21 protein-coding genes are annotated in these 21,698 nt (G+C 43.9%); 13 read left to right on the forward strand and 8 right to left on the reverse strand.

Translation table 11 applies throughout. The annotated features are described in order from the left end of the window. Nucleotides 1-16: 16 nt before the first annotated feature. From DOE51_RS00640 to mltG, 5 genes are read left to right on the forward strand one after another with little or no spacing between them, the layout of a single operon-like run. The gene (locus tag DOE51_RS00640) at nucleotides 17-1,393 is read left to right on the forward strand and encodes an aminotransferase class III-fold pyridoxal phosphate-dependent enzyme (protein WP_142694685.1); all 1,377 of its coding nucleotides are present in this window, start codon (nucleotides 17-19) and stop codon (nucleotides 1,391-1,393) included. Then, complete coding sequence (locus tag DOE51_RS00645) at nucleotides 1,394-2,740, forward strand: M20 family metallopeptidase (RefSeq protein WP_142694686.1); 1,347 nt, start codon at nucleotides 1,394-1,396, stop codon at nucleotides 2,738-2,740. Continuing rightward, nucleotides 2,737-3,765: an arginine N-succinyltransferase gene (locus tag DOE51_RS00650; protein ID WP_142694687.1), complete on the forward strand. Its 1,029-nt coding sequence runs from the start codon at nucleotides 2,737-2,739 to the stop codon at nucleotides 3,763-3,765. Before DOE51_RS00645 ends, DOE51_RS00650 begins: the two co-directional genes overlap by 4 nt. 3 nt (nucleotides 3,766-3,768) lie before the next feature. Continuing rightward, nucleotides 3,769-5,286 carry a succinylglutamate-semialdehyde dehydrogenase gene (locus tag DOE51_RS00655; protein WP_142694688.1) on the forward strand — a complete coding sequence of 506 codons (1,518 nt, stop codon included), beginning with the start codon at nucleotides 3,769-3,771 and terminating at the stop codon, nucleotides 5,284-5,286. Continuing rightward, complete coding sequence (gene mltG / locus DOE51_RS00660) at nucleotides 5,286-6,374, forward strand: endolytic transglycosylase MltG (RefSeq protein ID WP_142694689.1); 1,089 nt, start codon at nucleotides 5,286-5,288, stop codon at nucleotides 6,372-6,374. Before DOE51_RS00655 ends, mltG begins: the two co-directional genes overlap by 1 nt. A gap of 77 nt (nucleotides 6,375-6,451) precedes the next feature. Here the strand turns inward: mltG and DOE51_RS00665 are convergent, their stop codons facing one another. Further along, complete coding sequence (locus DOE51_RS00665; protein ID WP_142694690.1) at nucleotides 6,452-6,943, reverse strand: hypothetical protein; 492 nt, start codon at nucleotides 6,941-6,943, stop codon at nucleotides 6,452-6,454. A gap of 76 nt (nucleotides 6,944-7,019) precedes the next feature. Between DOE51_RS00665 and lysC the strand changes: the two genes are divergently transcribed. Beyond that, complete coding sequence (lysC, locus tag DOE51_RS00670; RefSeq protein WP_142694691.1) at nucleotides 7,020-8,384, forward strand: lysine-sensitive aspartokinase 3; 1,365 nt, start codon at nucleotides 7,020-7,022, stop codon at nucleotides 8,382-8,384. Continuing rightward, nucleotides 8,385-8,987, forward strand: coding sequence for a nitroreductase family protein (locus DOE51_RS00675; protein WP_142694692.1), 603 nt, complete (start codon nucleotides 8,385-8,387; stop codon nucleotides 8,985-8,987). A 1-nt stretch (nucleotide 8,988) separates the two neighbouring features. On the opposite strand, the gene DOE51_RS00680 is transcribed toward DOE51_RS00675, so the two are convergent. Further along, entirely contained in the window at nucleotides 8,989-9,438 is a 450-nt protein-coding gene (locus tag DOE51_RS00680) for a hypothetical protein (protein WP_142694693.1), read from the reverse strand. Between the two features lie 294 nt (nucleotides 9,439-9,732). Between DOE51_RS00680 and dusB the strand changes: the two genes are divergently transcribed. From dusB to DOE51_RS00700, 4 genes are all read left to right on the forward strand, one after another. Continuing rightward, nucleotides 9,733-10,746 (forward strand): tRNA dihydrouridine synthase DusB, encoded by a 1,014-nt coding sequence (dusB, locus tag DOE51_RS00685; RefSeq protein WP_142694694.1) that lies wholly within the window; start codon nucleotides 9,733-9,735, stop codon nucleotides 10,744-10,746. 80 nt (nucleotides 10,747-10,826) lie between these two features. Further along, nucleotides 10,827-12,641 (forward strand): translational GTPase TypA, encoded by a 1,815-nt coding sequence (typA, locus tag DOE51_RS00690; protein WP_210415552.1) that lies wholly within the window; start codon nucleotides 10,827-10,829, stop codon nucleotides 12,639-12,641. After that, nucleotides 12,641-13,567 (forward strand): ABC transporter ATP-binding protein, encoded by a 927-nt coding sequence (locus tag DOE51_RS00695; RefSeq protein ID WP_142694695.1) that lies wholly within the window; start codon nucleotides 12,641-12,643, stop codon nucleotides 13,565-13,567. Before typA ends, DOE51_RS00695 begins: the two co-directional genes overlap by 1 nt. Before the next feature lies 1 nt (nucleotide 13,568). After that, entirely contained in the window at nucleotides 13,569-14,357 is a 789-nt protein-coding gene (locus DOE51_RS00700) for an ABC transporter permease (protein WP_142694696.1), read from the forward strand. A 32-nt stretch (nucleotides 14,358-14,389) separates the two neighbouring features. On the opposite strand, the gene mtgA is transcribed toward DOE51_RS00700, so the two are convergent. The 3 genes from mtgA to DOE51_RS00715 are packed head-to-tail and all read right to left on the reverse strand — an operon-like array spanning nucleotide 14,390 to nucleotide 16,789. Continuing rightward, a complete protein-coding gene (gene mtgA / locus DOE51_RS00705) occupies nucleotides 14,390-15,214 on the reverse strand; it encodes a monofunctional biosynthetic peptidoglycan transglycosylase (protein ID WP_142694697.1) in 825 nt (274 codons plus the stop codon). A gap of 1 nt (nucleotide 15,215) precedes the next feature. Further along, a complete protein-coding gene (locus tag DOE51_RS00710; RefSeq protein ID WP_142694698.1) occupies nucleotides 15,216-16,202 on the reverse strand; it encodes an NAD-dependent epimerase/dehydratase family protein in 987 nt (328 codons plus the stop codon). Next, nucleotides 16,199-16,789, reverse strand: coding sequence for a phosphatase PAP2 family protein (locus DOE51_RS00715; RefSeq protein WP_142694699.1), 591 nt, complete (start codon nucleotides 16,787-16,789; stop codon nucleotides 16,199-16,201). The genes DOE51_RS00710 and DOE51_RS00715 overlap by 4 nt, the downstream gene beginning before the upstream one ends. A 97-nt stretch (nucleotides 16,790-16,886) precedes the next feature. Here DOE51_RS00715 and DOE51_RS00720 point away from each other — a divergent pair, with 97 nt between their 5' ends. Together DOE51_RS00720 and DOE51_RS00725 are read left to right on the forward strand one after the other, a co-directional pair. Further along, complete coding sequence (locus tag DOE51_RS00720; protein ID WP_142694700.1) at nucleotides 16,887-17,639, forward strand: flagellar motor protein; 753 nt, start codon at nucleotides 16,887-16,889, stop codon at nucleotides 17,637-17,639. Between the two features lie 3 nt (nucleotides 17,640-17,642). Continuing rightward, nucleotides 17,643-18,398: an OmpA family protein gene (locus DOE51_RS00725; protein WP_246845211.1), complete on the forward strand. Its 756-nt coding sequence runs from the start codon at nucleotides 17,643-17,645 to the stop codon at nucleotides 18,396-18,398. A gap of 55 nt (nucleotides 18,399-18,453) precedes the next feature. On the opposite strand, the gene DOE51_RS00730 is transcribed toward DOE51_RS00725, so the two are convergent. From DOE51_RS00730 to DOE51_RS00740, 3 genes are all read right to left on the reverse strand, one after another. Next, complete coding sequence (locus tag DOE51_RS00730) at nucleotides 18,454-19,158, reverse strand: hypothetical protein (RefSeq protein WP_142694701.1); 705 nt, start codon at nucleotides 19,156-19,158, stop codon at nucleotides 18,454-18,456. A gap of 189 nt (nucleotides 19,159-19,347) precedes the next feature. Beyond that, complete coding sequence (locus DOE51_RS00735) at nucleotides 19,348-20,817, reverse strand: DUF1254 domain-containing protein (RefSeq protein ID WP_246845212.1); 1,470 nt, start codon at nucleotides 20,815-20,817, stop codon at nucleotides 19,348-19,350. Nucleotides 20,818-20,850: 33 nt separating this feature from the next. Then, entirely contained in the window at nucleotides 20,851-21,648 is a 798-nt protein-coding gene (locus tag DOE51_RS00740) for a hypothetical protein (protein WP_246845213.1), read from the reverse strand. Nucleotides 21,649-21,698 lie beyond the last annotated feature (50 nt).

Here is a 21,698-nt window from a genome sequence, read left to right on the forward strand (position 1 = left end):
ACGTTCGAAAGGTATTATGAGCTCTCTTGTAGGCCACCAAATTAAACAATCTGATAAAGTAAATAATTTGATCCAAGAACTTGTCGGTGAAGTTACTAAATTGAATTCACAACTCACTGGTATTCGCGGACCACAAGAAGAGTTCAAAGACGCTGCGAAAGCAAAACTAGATTCAACAGGTTTGTTCCGTGGTCGTCCTTTGCACTATCCGTACATGGGCACTGGTGCGGGTCGCGGTCCTTACGTTGAACTTGAAGATGGCAGCATCAAATTGGATTTGATCAACGGTATCGGTATTCACTTGATGGGTCACTCTCACCCACGTGTGATGGCTGCTGCGGTTCGCGGTTCATTGGCTGACATTTTGACTCAAGGTAATTTGCAACCAAATAACGAATATCGCCTGTTCACAGAAAAACTTGTGAAACTTGCTTCTAAAAAATCTCGTTTGAAGCACGCGTGGATTGCGACATGCGGTACAATGGCAAATGAAAATGCGTTGAAACTTTCTCGTCAAAAAAATTCTCCAGCACGCATGGTGATTGGTTTTAAAGATGCCTTCGCAGGTCGTTCAACAATGATGGCGGAAGTAACTGATAACCCAGCTTACAAACAAGGTTTGCCAGAATACCACGAAGTATTGCGTATTCCGTTCTTCGATAAACGTGATCCTAAATCTGGTGAAAAAGCATTAAGCGCATTCAAAGAACACGTGGCAAAACACGAAGGCAACATTTCTGTTTTCGGTTTTGAACCCATGCTGGGCGAGGGCGGTTATCAAGCAGCGCCTCGTGAATTCTTTGTTCCTATTTTGGAATTTGCGAAATCAAAAAATATCGCAGTATGGGCGGATGAAGTTCAAACTTTCACTCGTACAGGCGAATACTTTGCATTCGAAACTTTGGATTTGGGTCAATACATTGATCTTTGCACGATCGCTAAGACAGCACAGATTGGTGCGACTCTTTACACTGAAGAATACAATCCAAAACCAGGTTTGATCGCTGGTACGTTCTCGGGTTCATCTCCGTCATTGTCTGCGGGCATGGAAATGTTAGACATGTTGGGTGAAGGTTTCTTGGGACCAAACGGTCGCATTAATCAAATTCACAAACGCTTCATCGATGGCTTGAATAAATTGAACGAAGGTTCATGCAAAGGTTTGGCTTCTGATGCTGGCGGTATGGGCTTGATGGTGGCATTCACTCCACACGACGGTAAAAAAGAAAGCGTAAATACATTCTTGAATAAATTGTTCGCGAACGGCGTGATCGCATTCCCATGCGGTAAAGATCCAGTTCGTGCGCGCTTCTTGATCCCAGCAATTATCCAAGACGCGGATATCGATGTCGCTTTGAAAGCGATTGAAAAAACGCTTCTTGAAGGGGTGTAGTTGGATTTCATCGAGGCTTGCCGTCAGTTTATTTCCATCGATAGTACGCCCACGCATGGCAATCGTGAACTTGCTCGCTGGGCGGCCGCCTTCTGTCGCCGTCATGGTTTGGAAGTCGAAGAGCAAGAGGAAATAGTTGGTGATTTAGAACAAGTGAACATCATTGCGCGTCCTTCAAAAGAAAGACCGCAGGCTGAGTTCTTGTTGCAGAATCATCTCGACACTGTCGATCCTGGTCCGTTTTCATTGTGGACTCAAACAGGAAGTAATCCGTTTGATGCACACATCATGGACGGCAAGATTTATGGTTTAGGCGCCGCTGACGTTAAACTCGATTTCTTATGTAAGTTGTGGGCGATTGCTTCTTTCGGAAATGATCGTGCGTGGAAGTTGCCACCAGTATTGGTTGGCACTTTCGGCGAAGAAACTGGAATGCAAGGAGCACTTAAACTTATTCGCAAGAATAAGATCGCCGCAAAAATGGCCTTGATCGGGGAGCCAAGTGATTTGCAACTGATCAACGCCGCTAAAGGTTTTGCGAGTGTTGAAATTCGCGTGCCTTTTTCTGACGAGGAATTGCAGTACCGCCAAGAACACAATTTGCGCGAAAGTACTTCGACGCAATCTAAGATGTTCCGCGGAAAAGCAGCGCACTCCTCAACACCGCATTTGGGTGAAAGTGCGATTAGTAAAATGCTTGAGTATCTGATGATGCTTCCTGATTCAGTGAACATCATGGAAATCGATGGTGGAATTAATTTCAACACTGTTCCAAGCAATGCGTTTTTAGAAATTGATATTGCTTCGCCGGTAAAAGAACCGATCGGCAAAAAGATCGTAAATATTTTCCGCGCGTTGAAAAGTATGGAATTGCAGTTCTTGGATTACAAAGACAATGAATTCCATCCAAGTACTCCGACTTTGAACATCGGCTTGATTCGCACGAATGAAGACGACGTGCAAATTTCAGGAAGCTGCAGATTGCCACCGATCATCACTCATGAAGTGTATGAAACGTGGATGGATGAACTTCGCGCGGTCTGTGAAAAGAACGGCGCGATTTTCAGAGTGAACGACTATAAAAAACCTTATCGCACAGAACGTAATTCGATTCTGGTGAAAGGTTGTTTGGATGAGCTTCGTAATCTTGGTTTGAGTGATAAACCCATCACGCAGCCGTCGACAAACGAAGCGAGTATTTTTTCACGCATTGGTATTGAATGCGTGTGTTTTGGTCCGGGCAAGCGTGAAGACAATGTGCACACGCCCACGGAACATGTTGCGATAGCGGATCTTGAAAAAGCTATCGAGTTTTATAAAAAGATTATCGAAAGGTTCTGCCTATGAGTTTTATCATTCGTTCGGTTCGACACGACGATTTGAATCAACTCTTTGATTTGGCTAAGCAGTTTAACTTGTTGAATTTGCCTGGTGATAAAAGAGTTTTGAAAGAAAAAATCGATCGCAGTGAACAATCATTTGCAAACAAACTTCCCAAAGACAAAGCAGAGTATTTGTTTGTCCTAGAAGATCTAGAAGAAAAACTGATCGTTGGTAGTTCACTAGTTATCGCAAAACACGGTAACGATGAAGTTCCACACAGTGCTTTCAAAATTTTGAAACGCGATCATTTCTCTTCAGATCTTGGTATCGGATTTATTCATCAAGTTTTGCGCTTCCAGCTGGACTTTGACGGCCCAACTGAAATCGGAGGACTTCTTGTCGATAAATCGTATCGTCGTCGTCCTGAAAAACTAGGTAAGCAAATCAGCTTAAGTCGTTTTTTATATATGGCGATTCATCCAGAAAGATTCCAGGAGCGCGTATTGTGCGAACTGACTCCGCCACTGACGGAAGAAGGTCGTAGCGAGTTCTGGGAAGCGCTTGGCAGAAGATTCACAGGTCTTCCTTATCAGGAAGCCGATCTATTAAGCCAATCGCATAAGGAATTTATCGAAAGCTTGTTCCCGCAAGAAGACATCTATCTGGCTTTACTTGATTCAAAAGCACGTTTGGTTTTGGGTCGTGTTGGTGAAGCGACGAAACCTGCGCAGCATTTATTGGAAAGCATCGGCTTCCATTATCTAGATGAAGTGGATCCTTTCGATGGCGGTCCACACTATGGCGCGGGCTTAAAAGAAATTCTTCCGATCAAGTACGGCAAACGTGCGAAGGTCACAGAATTTAAAGATGCTTCTTATAAAGATCAGATGTTGATCGCAACAACCGGCGAAGAGTTCATGGCAGCTCTATGTTCTGTCGATTTGCGTGATGGCGAAGTGGCAGTTGCACCGAAAGTGCGCGCAACTTTGAATCTTGAAATTGGCGATGAAGTTTATTTGGCACCCTTTCACTACAATAGAGGAAAGTAAGTTATGAGCACCACTATTTTTCCAACCACTTATAAAGGTGACTTTATCAATGGTCGTTTTTCTCCAGTTACAAAAGGCGATGGAGAATTCAAAGACATCAGCCCGGCTGATCTAAATGATCTTGTTATGACGGTGCCGTTCAAGCATGACCACATTGATGAGGCGTGCTTGGCAGCAAAAAAAGCTTATCCAGCGTGGGCTATGCTGACGATGGAAGAGCGCAGACAGTATATGTTGCGCTTAAAAGAAATGTACGACGCGAATGTCGAACAAATGGCGCAGTTGATTTCACGTGATACGGGTAAGCCACTTTGGGATGCGATGACTGAAGCGAAAGCTTTGGGCGCGAAAGTCGATATTACGGTTAACCATTCTATTAAATTGATTGCTGAAGAAAGAATCGCGAACGCCCTTCCACAAGTTGATGGAGTGATTCGTCACCGTTCACGTGGTGTGATGGCGGTTGTCGGTCCTTTCAATTTCCCGGCGCACTTGCCAAACGGTCACATTGTTCCGGCGTTGATCGCAGGTAATACAATCGTATTCAAACCTTCAGAGCAAACTCCAGCAGTTGGCCAATTCATGGCTGAACTTTTCGAGAAAGCTAATTTCCCTCCAGGCGTATTCAACTTGGTTCAAGGTGATGGTGCTGCTGGCGGTCGCTTGGTAGCGAATGAACATGTCGATGGCGTGTTGTTCACTGGTTCATACGAAGTTGGTTTGAAAATCAAGCAAGAGACTTTGACTCACTATTGGAAAATTCTTGCTCTTGAAATGGGTGGTAAGAACGCCACAATCGTATGGGATGATGCTGACATGAACAAAGCGATCTATGAGTCGCTAGTCGGTGCCTACATGACTTCAGGTCAACGTTGCTCTGGCACAAGCCGTATCATTCTTCATCCAAAGATTGCGGATGAGTTTACTGAAAAATTCTATCAAGCTGCGAAGAAGCTTTCGATCGGTCACTGGTCTGAAAATCCATTTATGGGAACTTTGATCAATGAAGCTGCGGTTGAAAAATACATCCGCTTCCAAGAAATCGCGAATCGCGAAAACTGTGAAAGTTTGATGCGCGGTAAATCTTTGGACTTGAAACACAAAGGTCACTACGTAACACCGTCAATTCACTTGGTGAAAAAATTTGATCCAAACAGCGTTTATCAGAAAAGCGAAATCTTTGGACCAAACGTGGCGATCTATCAAAGCGATAACTTCGACGAAGTGATGAACATCACGAATTCGACAGGTTATGGTTTGGCGATGGCGTTGTTCACTAAGAAGAAAGAACTTTACGACGAAGCTTTGTTTAAAGCGCGCGTTGGTATCTTGAACTGGAATCGTACGACGAATGGTGCAAGCTCTCGTTTGCCATTTGGTGGTATGGGTAAATCTGGTAATGACCGTCCATCTGCACACTTTGCAATTCAATATTGCACGGTGCCTGTGGCAAGTCTTGAAGATCCAACAGCCTTTGATGCGTCGAAGGTTCTTCCAGGCATGAATTTGGATATGAAATAATGAAGAAATCCGTTCTAGTTCTTCTTTCATCTGTTGTTGCGTTGGTGGTTGCAGTTGGCGCAGTCGTAGGCTTCTTGGCTTACGACTTTGCTCACAAAAGACCAAGTGAAGTTGGTCAGGAAGTCGTTTACGAAGTGGCTCCTGGCACGGCATTCAATACAATCGCAAAAGATCTTGAAAACAAAGGCTTAGTTCGCAACGCCACTTTCTTTTCTTTGTATGCGCGTTTTAAAAACGAACGCTCCAAAGTAAAAGTGGGGGAGTACCTATTCCGTACCAACATGCTTCCTGATGAAGTTTTGTCGGTACTGGTTTCAGGTAAAAGCATTGCGCGTAGCTTTACAGTCAGTGAAGGTCTTAGCATTTATGAAATCGCAGATCTTTATGAAAAAGAAAAATTCGGAACGGCTGCAGAGTTTCTGTCATGGGCTCGCGACGGAAAATTGATCAACAGTCTTTTGGGTGAAAATCTTGAAAGTCTGGAAGGTTATTTGTTCCCTGAAACTTACATGCTTACGAAGTACACGGATACAAAGACTTTAATTTCAAACATGGTGAAAAGATTCTTGTACGTATACAACGAAATTGCGCCACAGTCTGAAATTCAAGGTTTTACACGTAATCAGATCGTAACTCTTGCAAGTATCATTGAAAAAGAAACGGGTGCTCCTGAAGAACGTCCGTTGATTTCTTCGATCTTCCACAACCGTTTAAATCGCAAAATGAAACTGCAAACGGATCCAACGATCATTTACGGTAAAGCGGAAAAATCTGGAAAGATTGTGATCAACATCACGCGCGCGGATTTGACGACACCAACTCGTTACAACACGTATGTGATTGATGGTTTGCCACCAACACCGATTGCGAACCCAGGCCGCGAAGCCTTGCTAGCAGCGATGAAGCCGGCACACACGAACTTCATCTTCTTCGTCAGTAAAAACGATGGAACACATATTTTCAGTGAAGACTACAAGGCCCATCAAAAAGCCGTACAAAGTTTTCAAATGAACTCCAAAGCCCGCGAAGGACACTCTTGGAGAGAGCTCAAAGAGAAAAAGACTTCACAAGTCCCAGCAAAACACTAAAAATAAAAAAAGCGGGTAACAAACCCGCTTTTTTTATTCCGCAAAAGGTACGGACTTACTTCCGGTTGAGATTTGCGTCATTGATGCTCAGTGGGCGCTGTGACTCTGTCGAATCCTTTTGTCGCGCGATTGTACTTAAAGATATTTAAGCGCGGAACCATTTGATCGTCATAAGTTGGGGCCACAATTTCCATTTCACCGTCGCTATCCACATCGGTCAAAGCAAGATTCGTGGCGTTTCCTTGTAGCGCAAAATAACCATCACGCGATTCATTCAATGGAATGCGCGCAATGATCGTCATGCCCTCGGGTCCATCCATATCATAAACTTCAAGTGTGATTTGATTGGCGCTCTTGATTTTTAGAACAGTAACTCTAGGGCCAGGGGCGCCGATTTTGCCGGAAACTTTCGCTAAAATCTCGCGATCTTCGACTGAAAGAGCCGATTTGACCTTTGAACGAAGGGACGGAACCACCGCAACAGTCGTTACCAACATTGCCATCACGGCAAGAGTGATCATCAGGGCGAGTTCTTTTTTACTGAAAGTGCTGTCGTTCGAAGAAGTCATAACGAAAAGTCTGCCACAAAGTCATTGAAGTAAAAACAAGAAAAGATAAGATGCTGGGGTCGACGAAGGAGTCAAAGTGGCAAAGCTCATTGTTTCAAAGTTTGGTGGGACTTCCATGGGAGATGCCGAGTGCATGCTTCGCAGTTCCGAAGTGGCATTCCGCCAGGGTTCTAGCGTGGTTGTGGTTTCCGCAACTTCTGGAACGACAAACGACCTGATCGCGTTAGGTAAGACAGCTGAAACACAAACTTGGGAAGAGGCTGAAAAGATTCTTGCAAAGATCAAGACTCGCCACCAAAAGATCGCAGCCGATCTCAAACTTTCTGACGACTCTAATAAAAAATTAAATTCCCTCTTTGAAGAGATGGAGTCTTTAGCAAAAGGTGTTCACCTTTTGAAAGACTGCTCTGTCAAAGCGATGGACGCGTTGATGAGTTTGGGCGAAAGAATGTCGTCTGTTTTGTGCACGCAAGCAATGGCGACGGTGTTGCAAAAACAGGGTTCGAACAAATCTGCAAAACTTTTTGATGTGCGCGATATCTTAAGAACCGATGATTCATTCGGAAAAGCGAAACCACAAACCAAAGAAATTGCAGAGCTTGCAAGTAAGCAGCTGGGTTTTTTGCGCGATTATAAAACTGTGATCGTGACTCAAGGTTATATCGGTAGAACTGAAGAGGGCATGACGACGACGTTGGGTCGTGGTGGTTCTGATTATTCCGCAGCGATCGTGGCTGAAGGTGTTGGCGCTGATGTTCTTGAGATCTGGACAGACGTTGCGGGTATCGCAACAACAGATCCACGCATTTGCCCGAAAGCAAAACCCATCGACGAAATTTCATTTAAAGAAGCGTCCGAGCTTGCAACATTCGGTGCGAAAGTTTTGCATCCAGCGACTTTGTTGCCGGCGATTCGTAAAAACATTCCGGTGTTCGTGGGTTCTAGTTTCGATGCGGAAGCAAAAGGAACGTGGATTCGCAAAGACGTTGATGATTATCCATTGATCCGCGCAATGGCGATGAGAAAAAAACAAATTCTGGTCACGCTGTCGACTCCAGAAATGTTGCACGCGCACGGTTTCTTGTTTCAAATTTTCAAAATCTTTAACGATCACAAAGTCAGTATCGATGCGATCACGACGTCAGAAATTTCAGTCAGTGTGACATTGGATGATTCGACATTGTTGAATAAAAAATTGATTCAAGATTTGTCAGAAATCGCAGACGTGCAAGTTGAAGACAATCTGACTTTGATTTCCTTAATCGGTAACAATATCAATCACACGCCAGGTTTGGGTAAGCAGATTTTCGAAACAATCGCTGATATCAACGTGCGTATGATTTGTTTGGGTGCAAGTAAGCACAACTTCTGTTTCCTTGTCAGCGAAGACAAAAGCACAGAAGCAATTCAACGTTTGCACCAAAAATTCGTAGAGGCCTAAGTGGAAAAAACAGAATTCTATCAATTGCTCGAAAGCAGAAAATCTATTCGTAAATACAAAACGGATGAAGTTCCCAAAGAGGTGATTGAAAGAATTCTTGCGGCCGGAATGCAGGCGCCATCTGGAAAAAATCGTCAGAATTGGCGTTTCTTTGTTGTGACTGGAAAAAAGCGCGACGAGTATTTGGCGTATTCGCAAAAATCGTGGCTAGGTATCAAAGATATTTTGGCACAGCGACTGAAACCTTCACTGTATCAATTCACTGAAAGATTTTTCTTCACGCTGGGCGACGCACCTGCAATTATTTTCGCGTACTCTCACAACGATCAAGAAGAGCGTTATCACACCAGCATTGGTTCCGTGTACATGGCGGTTGAAAACATGAATTTGGCGTGCTTAGTTGAAGGCTTAGGTTCGTGCACGATGGGTGCACCACTTGAGATTCAAAAAGAAGTCGATCAGTTTTTAGGTGTGGATAAACTTCCGGAATATCAAAAAGGCGAATTAGAATTACTCTGCGCGATGGTTTTGGGCTACCCAGATCACAATCCTCCGAAGGCTCCGCGCCAGCTCGAAGGCCGTGTGACCTGGCTTCACGAATAAATTATTCGCAAATAGCTGGAAGCTCTTTGTATGGAGTCACTCCGTTTTGTGATAACCATTTATTGATTTCAGTAAGGCTTGTCACTTGAGCTTCTTCATTTCTAAGTTTCAAAACCACGCAGTTGTCGCCGGTTTTAGTAACTTTTGAATTATACCAACCAAAGATTCCGCTCTTGATATCTTCATCGCTGAAGTCTGCGCGAAAATGTACAGAGCGAACTTTCGGTGCATAAACTGCAACATCAACTAATGACTGAAAGCTCGCAAGCTTCATCCCAAGCTTGCTACAGAACTCTTGCGCAAAAAGGCGTTCTTTAAATTTCATCTTCGAGACCTTGTAAGTCACATCCGCGACTTTCACTTCGTCAGCCATTTTGGACCAATCAAAATCAGCTGCATGGGCGAAAGCAGAAGTCAGAACCAATGAAAGGGCCATCAAGATTGTCTTCATAAAATCTCCTCCAAGCAGGGTTTTCTTATTAACATTGCTAAAGGCAGGCCCGGTGAAGTCGCCTATATTCGACCTGAGCGGGGTTGGCCTGTTTATGTTGAGTGAACAGAGACCAAAAATGCTCGCGATTCTTATTCTAAGACATTGATATCACTTAACATTTTTTAAACTCCTTGAGGCGGCGCGAGATTACTGCTGAAAGCTCGCTTTTGATTGTCTAAACCTATGAAATAACGTCATTTTTCGAAAACAACAGTACCTTTTTTATTACGATTTTGTTATACCCCGGTGCCTATGACACCAAATGAAGCCTTAAAGAAAAACCCGTTCGTGCTTGCGCCTATGGCCGGCATCACGGATCACGCTTTTCGCACATTCATGAAAAAACTTGATGCCAGTGTTGTTGTCACTGAGCTAGTGAGTGCTACAGGCATTGAATACAAATCGGAAAAAACTTTGAAGCTTATGAGTTTCGATGAAACTCAACGTCCGATCGGTATTCAATTGTTTGGTGAAGATCCAGAGACAATCGCAAAAGCTGCGCAATTCGCGGAAGCGGAAGGTTGTGACTTTGTCGATTTGAATTTTGGTTGCCCAGTTCCGAAAGTAGTTAAGAAGGGTGCGGGCTCTGCGATGTTAAAAGATCCAGTGGCTTTGCAAAAAGTTTTGGCGGCCGTAAAAGGTGCGATCAAAATTCCTCTGACAATCAAAATTCGTACAGGTTGGGATGCGAACTCTCGCAATGCCATCGAAGTTTGCAATATCGCTTACAACGAAGGTATCGAATGGGTTGCGATCCATGGGCGCACAAGAGCTCAAGGTTACAACGGTTTGGCTGACTGGGATTTCATCGCCGATGTGAAAGCCAACACCAAGATTCCAATTTTGGGAAATGGAGACATTCTCACAGCTCGTCAAGCCAACTTGAGACTGCAACAGTCGGGCGTTGACGGCGTAATGATCGGTCGTGGTTGCTTAAAAAATCCGTTCATTTTCATGGATGCCCTCTCCTTATGGCGAGGCGAACAGCCTAAAGATGTGAATCGTGACTACCAAGCCCTGTTCAATAGTTTGAAAAGTGAGATTGTTGCGCATTGTGATGAACACATCACTGGTATCCAGCTCAGAAAGTTTGCAGCTTGGTTCTCAACAGGGTATTCTGGTGCAGCACAATTCAGGAAGAGTCTTTTCCAATCCAAATCCAACGAAGAGATTATGGATCTAGCAAACGCGTTCTTTGCTGGAATCGGCACTGTTGAGCAAGAAGATACATCGTCAGAAGAATTCTTAATGGGCGGCCACGGTTAGTCGCCTCTGACACAAACTTGATATGTTTTTAAATTAGTTTTGTTTTAAGTTTTGAAGATTGAATTTTAAGAAGGGTAAATATGATTCAAGATCCAAAGAAAATTAGAAATATCGCGATCATCGCGCACGTCGACCACGGTAAAACAACTCTGGTAGACCACTTGATTAAACAAGCAGGTACATTCCGTGACAACGAACACGTTGATGATCGTTTGATGGACTCCATGGATCTAGAGAAAGAGCGTGGTATCACGATCGCTGCGAAGAACGCCTCTTTCGTTTACAAAGATATCAAAGTAAACATCGTAGATACACCGGGACATAGTGACTTCGGTGGTGAAGTTGAACGTATCTTGAACATGGTTGATGGTTGTATCCTTCTTTGCGACGCTTCTGAAGGCCCACTTCCACAAACTCGTTTCGTGTTGAAAAAAGCTCTAGAGCAAAACTTGAAAGTTATCGTTTGTATCAACAAGATCGACCGTTCAGACGCTCGTATCCAAGAAGTACACAACGAACTTTTCGATTTGTTCATCGACCTTGAAGCTTCTGAAGAACAATGTGACTTCCACACTGTTTACGCTATTGCGCGTGAAGGTATGGCGACATTGGATCCAGCAGTTAACACAGGTTCATTGGAAGTTCTTTACGATGCTATCGTAAATCTAGTTCCTCCTCCAAAAATTGATGAGAACGCTCCATTGCAAGTTATGGTTTCAAATATCTCTTACAATGATTACGTAGGTCGTTTGGCGATCGGTCGTATGCGCGCGGGTCAAATCAAAGTTGGTGACGACGTTATCTGCGTTCAAGCGAACGGTCAGAAAAAAGTTAAAGTATCAGCTTTGTACCAATACAAAGTGAACTCGCAAGTTCCAGCTCAAGAAGTTGGCGCGGGTGACATCGTAGTTATCGCTGGTATGGAAGATTTCACTATCGGTGACACTATCACTTCAGCGACTGATCCACGTCCATTGCCACGTATCCGTGTCGATGAACCGACAGTAGGTATGATCTTCTCGGTAAATAACGGTCCTTTCGCAGGTATGGAAGGTAAGAACGTTACTTCTCGTAAGATCCTTGAGCGTCTTGAAAGAGAATTGTTGTACAACGTTGCGATCCGCGTAGAAAAAACTGACAGCACTGATGCATTCAAAGTTGTTGGTCGTGGTGAGTTGCAATTGGGTGTATTGATCGAACAAATGCGTCGTGAAAACTTCGAACTTCTAGTTTCAAAACCGACTGTTGTCTTCAAGCAAGAAAACGGCGTTAAAATGGAACCAATGGAAATCGCAGTTATCGACATCGAAGACTCTTTCGTGGGTGCCGTGACTGAGAAGTTGGGTAAACGTAAAGGTGTGATGACGAACATGGTTCAAAAAGGTTCAGGTCGTACTCGTCTTGAATTCCGCATCCCTTCACGTGGTTTGATCGGTTACCGTTCAGAGTTCTTAACTGACACTCGTGGTACAGGTCTTTTGAATACACAGTTTGATGGTTGGGAAGCATACAAAGGCGAAATCGAACACCGTATGAATGGTGCGATGATTTCTGATCGTAAAGGTCAAGCAACAGCGTTTGCTATTTGGAATCTTCAAGAGCGCGGTATCATGTACGTGACTCACGGCCAAGACGTATACGAAGGCATGATCGTTGGCGAACACGCTAAGGATAATGATCTAGAAGTAAACATCTGCCGCGAGAAGAAATTGACGAACGTCCGTGCTTCAGGTTCTGATGAAGCTATCCGTCTAGTTCCAGTTCGTCCAATGACGTTGGAAAAAGCGATGGAATGGATCAAAGACTCTGAGCTTATCGAGGTAACACCGAAGAACATCCGTCTTCGTTGCCGCGAAACTGATCCAAACAAACGCGCAAGAGCATCGAAGGAATAATGAGTACAAACGTCGCCATTGAGATCAAAGATTTAACAAAGAAGTACGAAGACAAAATTGCTGTCGACGGAATAAATCTGGAAATCTACAAGGGCGAATGTTTCGGACTTCTTGGTCCAAACGGGGCTGGCAAAACAACAACGATGAAGATGATGTATTGCTCAGCCCTCGTATCAAGCGGGGAGCTTTACGTTCTTGGTTTGAACGTTAAGAAAAACTACCGCGAAATCAAATCTCGAATCGGTGTCGTCCCGCAAGAGGACGGCCTCGATCCCGACTTCACAGTTCTCGAAAATCTTTTAGTCTACGCAAGTTATCACAATATCCCATTAGCTGAAGCCGATCTTCGTGCACAGGCTTTGTTGCGTTTGATGAAATTGGAAGAATATCAAGATCGTTCGGTTGAAACTTTAAGCGGCGGTATGAAACGTCGTTTGGCGATCGCGCGCGGTTTGATCAACTCTCCTGAAGTTATTTTCTTGGATGAACCGACGACTGGTTTAGATCCGCAAGCGCGTATCTGGATCTGGGACTTCTTCAAACATTTGAAATCTGAAAAAAGCACTCTTGTTCTGACAACTCACTATATGGAAGAGGCAGAGCAGATGTGTGATCGTGTTGCGATCATCGACAACGGAAAAATTCTGACGATCGGTGCGCCTCGCGATTTGATTCGTGACTTGATTGGTAAAGAGGTTGTTGAGTTCGACACCAATCCTGTCGATTTGAATTATTACTTGGGTCGTTTGCGTGCGGAAGGTTTCGCCTATCAAGTGATCAAAGATACTGTTTCTGTTTTGGTTAAAGAACATCAAGAAGGTCGTAAAGTTGTGGATTTGATCGCGAGCGACAAAATCTATATTCGTAAACCTACATTGAATGACGTGTTCTTGAAACTTGCCGGTCACCAATTGAGGGATGAATAGCATGAAGATCAAAGAACTATTTGCTATCCCTACAGTCAACGACGGTGCCTTGAAAGTTTGGCAGCGTAATTTTTTATATTTTAAAAAGACGTGGCTGGTATCGTTGTTCTGGATCGTGCTTGAACCAGTTATTTATTTAGGCGCTATTGGCTTCGGCCTGGGTGCTTTTGTTAATAACATGGGTGGCATGTCGTATATCGAATTCTTTTTCCCAGCGTTGCTTTCAACAACAGCGATGCTTGTCGCTTTCTTCGAAGGAACTTATGGGAACTATACGAAGCTGACTCATCAAAGAACTTACGCGACAATCATGTTAACTCGCGTGGGACCCGAAGAAATTGTTGCCGGCGAATTGTTGTGGGCAGCTTCTAAAGGTTTCTTTGGTGTGATGGGTGTGACAGTGGTCGCGATCTTCTTTGGTCTGATTGATACGCCTAAGATTTTATTGGCGTTGCCAGTGCTGTTCTTATTGTCATGTTTGTTCTCGTGCATCGGTATGATCTTTACATCGATTGCGCGCAACTATGATTCATTTATTTATTCGACGTCGGGTCTGATTGTGCCAATGAGTTTGCTCAGTGGAACTTACTTCCCGTTAGAGCAATTGCCGACAGGCTTGCGCTATATCGCTTATTTATTTCCGCTGACACATGCGGTATCGGCCGTGCGCGGAATTTTACATAACGGCAGCCCGGTGATGATTTCAGTCAACGTTGTGGTGTTGTTGTTGGCGACTTGGATCTGCATGAACGTTTCGTTCGTGCGCATTCGTCATAAACTTCTAAAGTAGTTTTCTTAAACGCTTCGATCAGGTCGAAGCGTTTACTGTTCCTCTTCCGTATCTTGCTGCAATTCCTGCTCGGCCTTTTCAAGATCTTGCAATGTCATTGTGTCTGTACTTTCGATCTCTTCCGGAGGCGGTGCTGGGCTTAAGAAGTTTTGAATCTTAAGAACGGCGGCTTCATATTCTGCTTCATTAATGCGGCTATATTTGTACATATCGCCGACGATGCGATCCAGACGCTTGCGGGCAAACGGTGTCAGCTCTTTCTTGAAATAAGATTTCGAATACTTTTCTGGATTCGGTAGGATCATCGCTAAGAAAGCACTTTCCACGACATCAAGTTCTGCTGGCGATTTCTTGAAATAATAAGCCGCGGCCTTTTTTACGCCGTAAATATCTTTACCGAATTCCACGACGTTAAAATAGCGTTCAAGAATTTCTTTTTTAGTCAGCGTCTTTTCAATGCGGTCGGTGATGATCGCTTCAAGGCCTTTGCGCAAGAAAGTACGGTCTTTATTTAAGAACATATTCTTCGCAAGTTGTTGGGTTAGTGTCGAGCCACCACGTTTATAAACGCCTTTTTCCCAACCTTCACGGAAGTTCTTTTCAATCGCGTCCCACTCAAAGCCGTGATGATTATAGAAGTTTGAATCCTCCGTTAAGATCACAGTCTTCACTAGATAAGGGGAGATTTTATTCAGTGGAACGTATTCGCTAGAACCCGGACATAAAGTCACATGATACATCGACGTGATCATGCAGCCTTTGATTTCAGATGGGGTTGGCAGCCAATTCCACAAAAACAAAGCGGCAGCTAACATCATCGCAGCGATAGCAAAAAAGAAAACGCCGATCCATTTCATATTAAGAAAGTAAACCGTGGTCTTTCATCCACTGCACGCTATTGTGAATAGCTTCTTTAGCAGGACGGGGATTAAATCCCAGCTCGCGTTGCGCTTTGCTTGAATCAAACCAGTGGAACATTGTTGAAGTCCATGCGTTTTCACGACTTAAAGGACCTTTCATGCCGATTGTTTCAAGACAATCGCCAACAGCACCTACGACGTGAAGAACTTGATCCGGCAGATGATGCGGCGGAGGTTTTACTCCCGCTTCTTGAGCGATCATCGTGAACAAGTCTTTAATCAAAATGTTTTCGCCAGCCAGGATATATCGTTCGCCTTTTTTGCCGTTCTTCCAGGCGCTAAGAATGCCTGCAACAACGTCTTCAACAGCGACAACGTTAACGCCACCCGAAGTGTAGAATTTAAATTTACCTTGTGCGACTTTGACCTGCATTTTGCGGCTGCCTTTTTTTGCATCGCCAGGTCCATACACCGTTGAGGGATTTAAAATAACCGCGTCGATTTCGCCTTTATCACAGGCTTTCTTAACGATCATTTCGGCTTTGTGTTTGGTTTCAAAGTAACCAAGATCTAAATCATGAACATTGAATTCGGAAGATTCATTCAAGACCTGTTCGCTGCTGCGGCCGCCGCCGATAGCAACAACTGAAGAAAGATAAACCAGGCGACGGATTTTCAGCTCACGGCACACTTCAACAACGTTGGCTGTGCCTTGAACGTTTACTTTTTCCATTAAAGCGCGTTGTGATTTTTTATATGCGATCACGCCTGCTAAGTGGAAAACGCTGTCCATGCCTTTGAAGGCTTCAAGTAAAGAAAGAATATCTGTGACATCGCCGTGAACGAATTTGCAATTAACACCGTCAAGTTCTGATACGTCACTGTTTGCGCGAACAAGTGCATAAACCTCATGGCCATCATTGACCAGGGCCCGTGTCACCCAACTTCCTAAAAAGCCATTCGCTCCAGTAACTAGAACTTTCATGTTGTCTTAGCCTCTTCTTCGTCGATTCGATCCAAACGTGCCATTACTCGCTTACAAAGCTTAGCGAACATTATTCCAACGATGATGCCTAACATGGCACCACAAATAACGTCTGTTGGAAAGTGTACTCCGCTATATATACGACTGTAACCAATTAAAAACGCCAATGCGTATAAAGGAATAGTTACAACTGGATAGATCATGGAAATAAATGTCGCGAGCGAGAACATATTCGTCGCGTGATTCGACACAAAACTATATCCACCAAAAGGTGCGCGAACTTGCACAACCAGATCTTGGGTTTCCGCAGGACGCGGACGTTGTACGGTTTTCTTAAATGCCCAATTGCCTACACCATCAGAAATCAAAACGCTAAGTAAACAGAAGATAAAAACCACGAACCCTTTTTTAAGACCCTTAGTCCACAAGAACATCCCAATAATGAAAGGAACCACCGTAAGCTTAAATACGAGTGTTTTATGAAGGTCCGTAATGCTTGGAAAAAAATGATCAGCCCAAGGGGAAGTCCACTGGGAATTAATCAAGAAAAAGAGACGTTTATCGAGGTTCAATATGAATTCAAGCATGCGAAAAATCATACCTTAGAATTTCGCTCGCAGAAAGTCTAGGTCTTAGAGTGGTCTCGGTGTCACTGCTCTCTGCTTATGGCATCATTTTTTGTATATGAACAAAGCAACTTGGTTAGGGCTTCTGGTGGGTTTCGGCGGGATCATCCTGGGGAATTTGCTCGAGGGCGGACACATGAGCTCTTTGATGCAGCTCACAGCATTTATCATCGTGTTGGCAGGAACAATTGGCGCTGTCATGGTTTCAAGTTCTGAGAAAGATTTGAAAACAGGATTAGCACTTGCGAAGTCAGCATTTCGCGCTGAAGAAAGCGAAATCAAAGAGCGCATCACAGAAATCGTTGATTGCTCTCGTCTTGCGAAAAAAGAATCGATACTGGCACTTGAGCCTCGCTTGAATGCAATTAAAGATCCCTTATTAAAAGGTGTTCTTCGTTGTGTCATCGATGGTGTTGAAGTGAATACGATTCGCGATATCTACGAAACACAAATTCAAACAGAAGAAGATGAATTGCTTTCGGGCGCAAAGATTTGGGCTGATGCTGGTGGTTTTGCACCAACAATCGGTATCATTGGTGCGGTTCTAGGTTTGATTCACGTCATGGGCAATCTGACTGACACAAGTAAACTTGGTGCGGGTATCGCTGTCGCGTTCGTCGCAACGGTTTATGGTGTTAGCTCTGCCAACTTGTTGTTCCTTCCTTTGGGCAACAAATTGAAAAAGAACGTTCACAATACAACTCGCGAAAAAATGATGATACTTGAAGGCGGTCTTCTGGTCGCTAGCGGTATCAATCCTGTTTTGCTTGAACAAAAGCTTCACGCTTTCCTTTATTCAAACGAGAAATAATCTGTGTTGAAGACGCGTAAAAACCGCAAACATGACGAACACGAAAACCACGAAAGATGGTTGGTGTCCTATGCGGATTTTATTACGCTACTTTTTGCTTTCTTCGTCGTGATGTATGCGACTTCAAGTCAGAACGAAGGCAAAGAAAAAGAGTTTGAAGATTCGATTAAATTAAATTTCCACATGGTCGGGCGTGGCGGTACGGATTCTGATCCAAACGACATTCAAAATGCCTTAGCGGAATTGGTGATGCCACTAGGAAGCTTTCCTAAAAAAGGCGGTCCACGCGAAGCGCAGGATTATGTGGAAAGGTCTCTGGATAAGTCGATGAGCTCTGCTGATAAAAAAGCGGCGGTTCAAGATATTTATCATGATGCTGTGGGAGTGCGCGTGGCCTTAACGGCTTCAACGTTTTTTCAACCAGGATCTGCTAAGTTAAAAGTTGAAGCGCTGCCTTCACTTGATAAAGTCGCTGATATTCTTAAATCCAACGATAAACGTGTGATTATCGAAGGCCACACCGATGATTCGCCGATTGAAGGTGCGTTGTATCCAAGTAACTGGGAATTAGCGGGCGGCCGTTCAACTGCCGTGGTTCGTTATCTGGTAAAAGTTCATAAGCTGAATCCGAAAAGATTTGTGTCGATTTCTTATGGCGACCAAAAGCCAATTGTTCCGAATGATACAGATGAACACAAGGCCATGAACCGTCGAATTGAGATTTTAATTGTGACGGATGATTCAAAGGCAGAAATATAAAAAGCCGGTTGTTACACCGGCTTTTTTATTCGTTATTGTCGAAGAAAGATTGGAACTATACGCACTCTTTAAGTTTACGTACGATTTCCATCGCTTTAGCTTTATCAACTTTTTTCACGTCCATAATTGCTTGTACGAATGCTTCTTCAGAAGTTGATTTCGCGCCAGTTTCAACTAGCTCGTCATGTTTTTCGATGATTTTCGTGTAAGAGTCGCGCTCTGCTTTAGAGAAGCGAGTCAAGATACCTTCAGGCAAAGACTCAAGCTTCGTCAATGCTGCTGTTGTATCGCCCAATTCTGCTGGGTTTAATTCTTTAGCTGTTTTGCGCGCGCCTGTTAATGAAGCGTTTGCAAGAAGTTTTGCAGAAGCAGAAGCTGCTGCATCGATAGATTTACCTTCCGATACGTCTGTTTTAGAAATCTCGCCAGCCATTTTTTTAGCGGCGATGATTGTTGCCAAGTTATCTAGGCGTTGTGCTGATTTCGCTGAATCAGACGAGATCGACATAGATAGAGCATTGTTTTTACCTGCTGGTAGGTTCAACTCATTGATCATTTTGTCACGAGCGATTTGGGCTTGTTGTGCGCTCAAACCTTTTGCTGTTCCGCCTTTACCGAAAGCTGCTTCTTTGATTTGTTTTGTATAATCAACCAAAGACTCTTTTACAGATTTAGCGGCAACTGTACCTGCAGCGTGTGCTGCCGAAAAAGATACTGTCGTAGCAAGTGCAACCATACCAATAACGAATGCTTTTTTCATGACTCTCTCTCCTTAGTCAAAAAAGTAAATTTGCTTCATAGGACTAAAGAGCAAAAGGGATGCTACGCGGGAACGCATTTAAATAGACCTAACAAATGGAAACTGTCTAGACCGTGAATGCAGCGACAGAAGTGGTCACCGCCCTCTCAAAATGAGACAGCGGTGACTTTGTGGAGTTATATCAAAGACTTACTCAAATGTATCATTTTGAGACAATTGTTTAAGCGGAGTTTCCACACGTTGAATTGCAGGCAGTCGCCAATTGCGATTCAAGATCTCATACTTCGGCCAATATAGACGGGCCATCAATTTGAAATTTCCTTGAGGAGTTGGCAGCCAATTTGGAATTCTGCTTTTTGCAGGCGGTTGATATTGGATATAGATATCCAGTGAACCGTCGCGATTGAAAACGAGTTTATCGTGATTGCCCACAGAATACTTATTCAAAGGATTTCTGACGAAATAGTTTTTATCATTGTAAAGAGTGATCGACCAGAAGGCGTTGACCGGAGGAAGCTCACCTTTTGGAAAGTGCAGCACGTAACTGTATTTACCATTCAGTCGTCTGCCCATCGAATCTGTTGTTAAAACTGGGTAGACCGCATCTTGTGGCAGATTTGCACCTAAACCCACATGGGCAATGACGGCTCGATTTGCATAGTTGGTTCCGTAGCGGCCGGTGTTGAAATGATAAGTCCAACCGTTGGCCTTTTCGCCTTTAGGATTTTTGGCGGCGTTAATAATTTTATTCAGCGCTGTTTGCGCGCCGGCATTGATGGCATTGCGCTGATCAAGGGACAGAACTGACGGATCAAAAGTTTTTCCAATTTCAATCCCCAGGCTTCTCATTTTTTCGATCATGATTTTATCTTGCGCCAAGGGAGGATTGCGCTTCATGGATTCAGAAAGTTTTGTGAAGAACTCAATTCCAGACATGCCCTCGACCTGATCAACTGGTGTTTGCGTTAAATTCACACCGGGTTTCACAGCCACATTTCTTGGCGGAGAATAGCTGCGTCCCCAAGAACTAAGAGGCGTCAGTCGGTAACCATCTTGAATTTCATTTACCGCCGCAAAATCGCTTTTGCCCGTCGCCTCAGTTCTGCCGATAATCATGACGTCATTTGTAGCCGATTTAATTTGGCGCAGTCCTTCAGGCACACTGCCACTCCAATTGGGACCGGTAATAACGAAATTGCCTTTACCATTTCCCGTAGTTCGAGTTCCAGGATTTGCGAACACTTCAGTCCACGCATTCATCAACTGCATAATGTAATAACGTTTACCAGTGTCAGGAACGCTTAATACGATAGGCTCTTTACTAAGATCTAACCATGCCGTGCTGTAAAGAGTATCCGCATTGGGACTGACGATGTCAGTGAAGCTTGCATCAGGAAATTCTCGTTTATGCGCGAACTGATTGATCGGCGCTTTGGAGTCCGTCGCGACAGGAGTAGCCGTCATCATATCTTTACTGACGTCCATGATCAGCAGGGGATAGCCGTAAGCATAGACTTGTTCAGCCACCATTTTTGTTTCGCTATTATTTAAAGATATTGTGGGTAAATAAGAATGCTGGGTTGGAGTTTCCGTGCTTTTGCAGGAAGCAAACAGGAGCATTCCACTGACAAGAAGAGAGTTCAGAACTAACTTTTTCACGACAAAGCCTCCATCCTAGAGATTCGTAAAAAATTATTTATGTCCACCCAAAGGAAATTGAAAATTTAAGCCCACGAAGGTTTGATATTCAGGATATCCATCGCCTTTGTGGTAAAGCGTCCACTGTGGTTCTGCAAAAAGATTCATGGTGATACCACTTTCAAACTTCCAAACTTTTCCAAGGCCAAACCCGATCGGTACATAGTACTGGCCTGTTTCCAAATTGAAATTCATAATGCCTGTCGAGCGTAAATAAAATCCCGTCGGTAAGTTAAAGATTAAGAATGGCTGAAGGGTTGCAATATTTTGTGTGGGACGATCTTCATCGCCGGCATAATCATGTTGATAAGTTAGAAGTGCACCAACCATTCCCCAAGTATCAGGATGGATGACTGTCGCCGCTGCGCCAATTTGCCATTTGCCCGAACCCGTTTCATCTTTCGATGCAGTCGGAAAAACAAAATAAGGACCGATACCCACCTGAAAATCAGGTATGCCCATTAAAAATATATCAAATAAATTAATATCGCCCATGCCATTCACATGACTGCCACCTGCGGGATCAGGAACTGTAGAGTAGGGAACAGTTAAGCGCGCAATTTGCGGAGTATTGAACAACTTGTGTGGTAAAGCGCCACGCAGGAAGAAAGAATTGGAATCTTCATCCGTGCCATAAATTTTTGAAGTAATATAGTCATGAAGATTCAGCGCCGCCATCGGAGTTAATGGATTGTTCGATTTATTCATGTCATCAGCACTGACGTCAGCGGCATTCACAGCCGACACGAATAAAGAAATTATCATCGCCGCGCTAATAACCAAACGCTTCATGCATCCTCCTTCATTTTGGGCCTAACCCCAGAATGAAAAAGAACATCAAC

It is taken from the genome of Bdellovibrio sp. NC01, assembly GCF_006874625.1.
Taxonomy (GTDB): Bacteria; Bdellovibrionota; Bdellovibrionia; order Bdellovibrionales; family Bdellovibrionaceae; genus Bdellovibrio.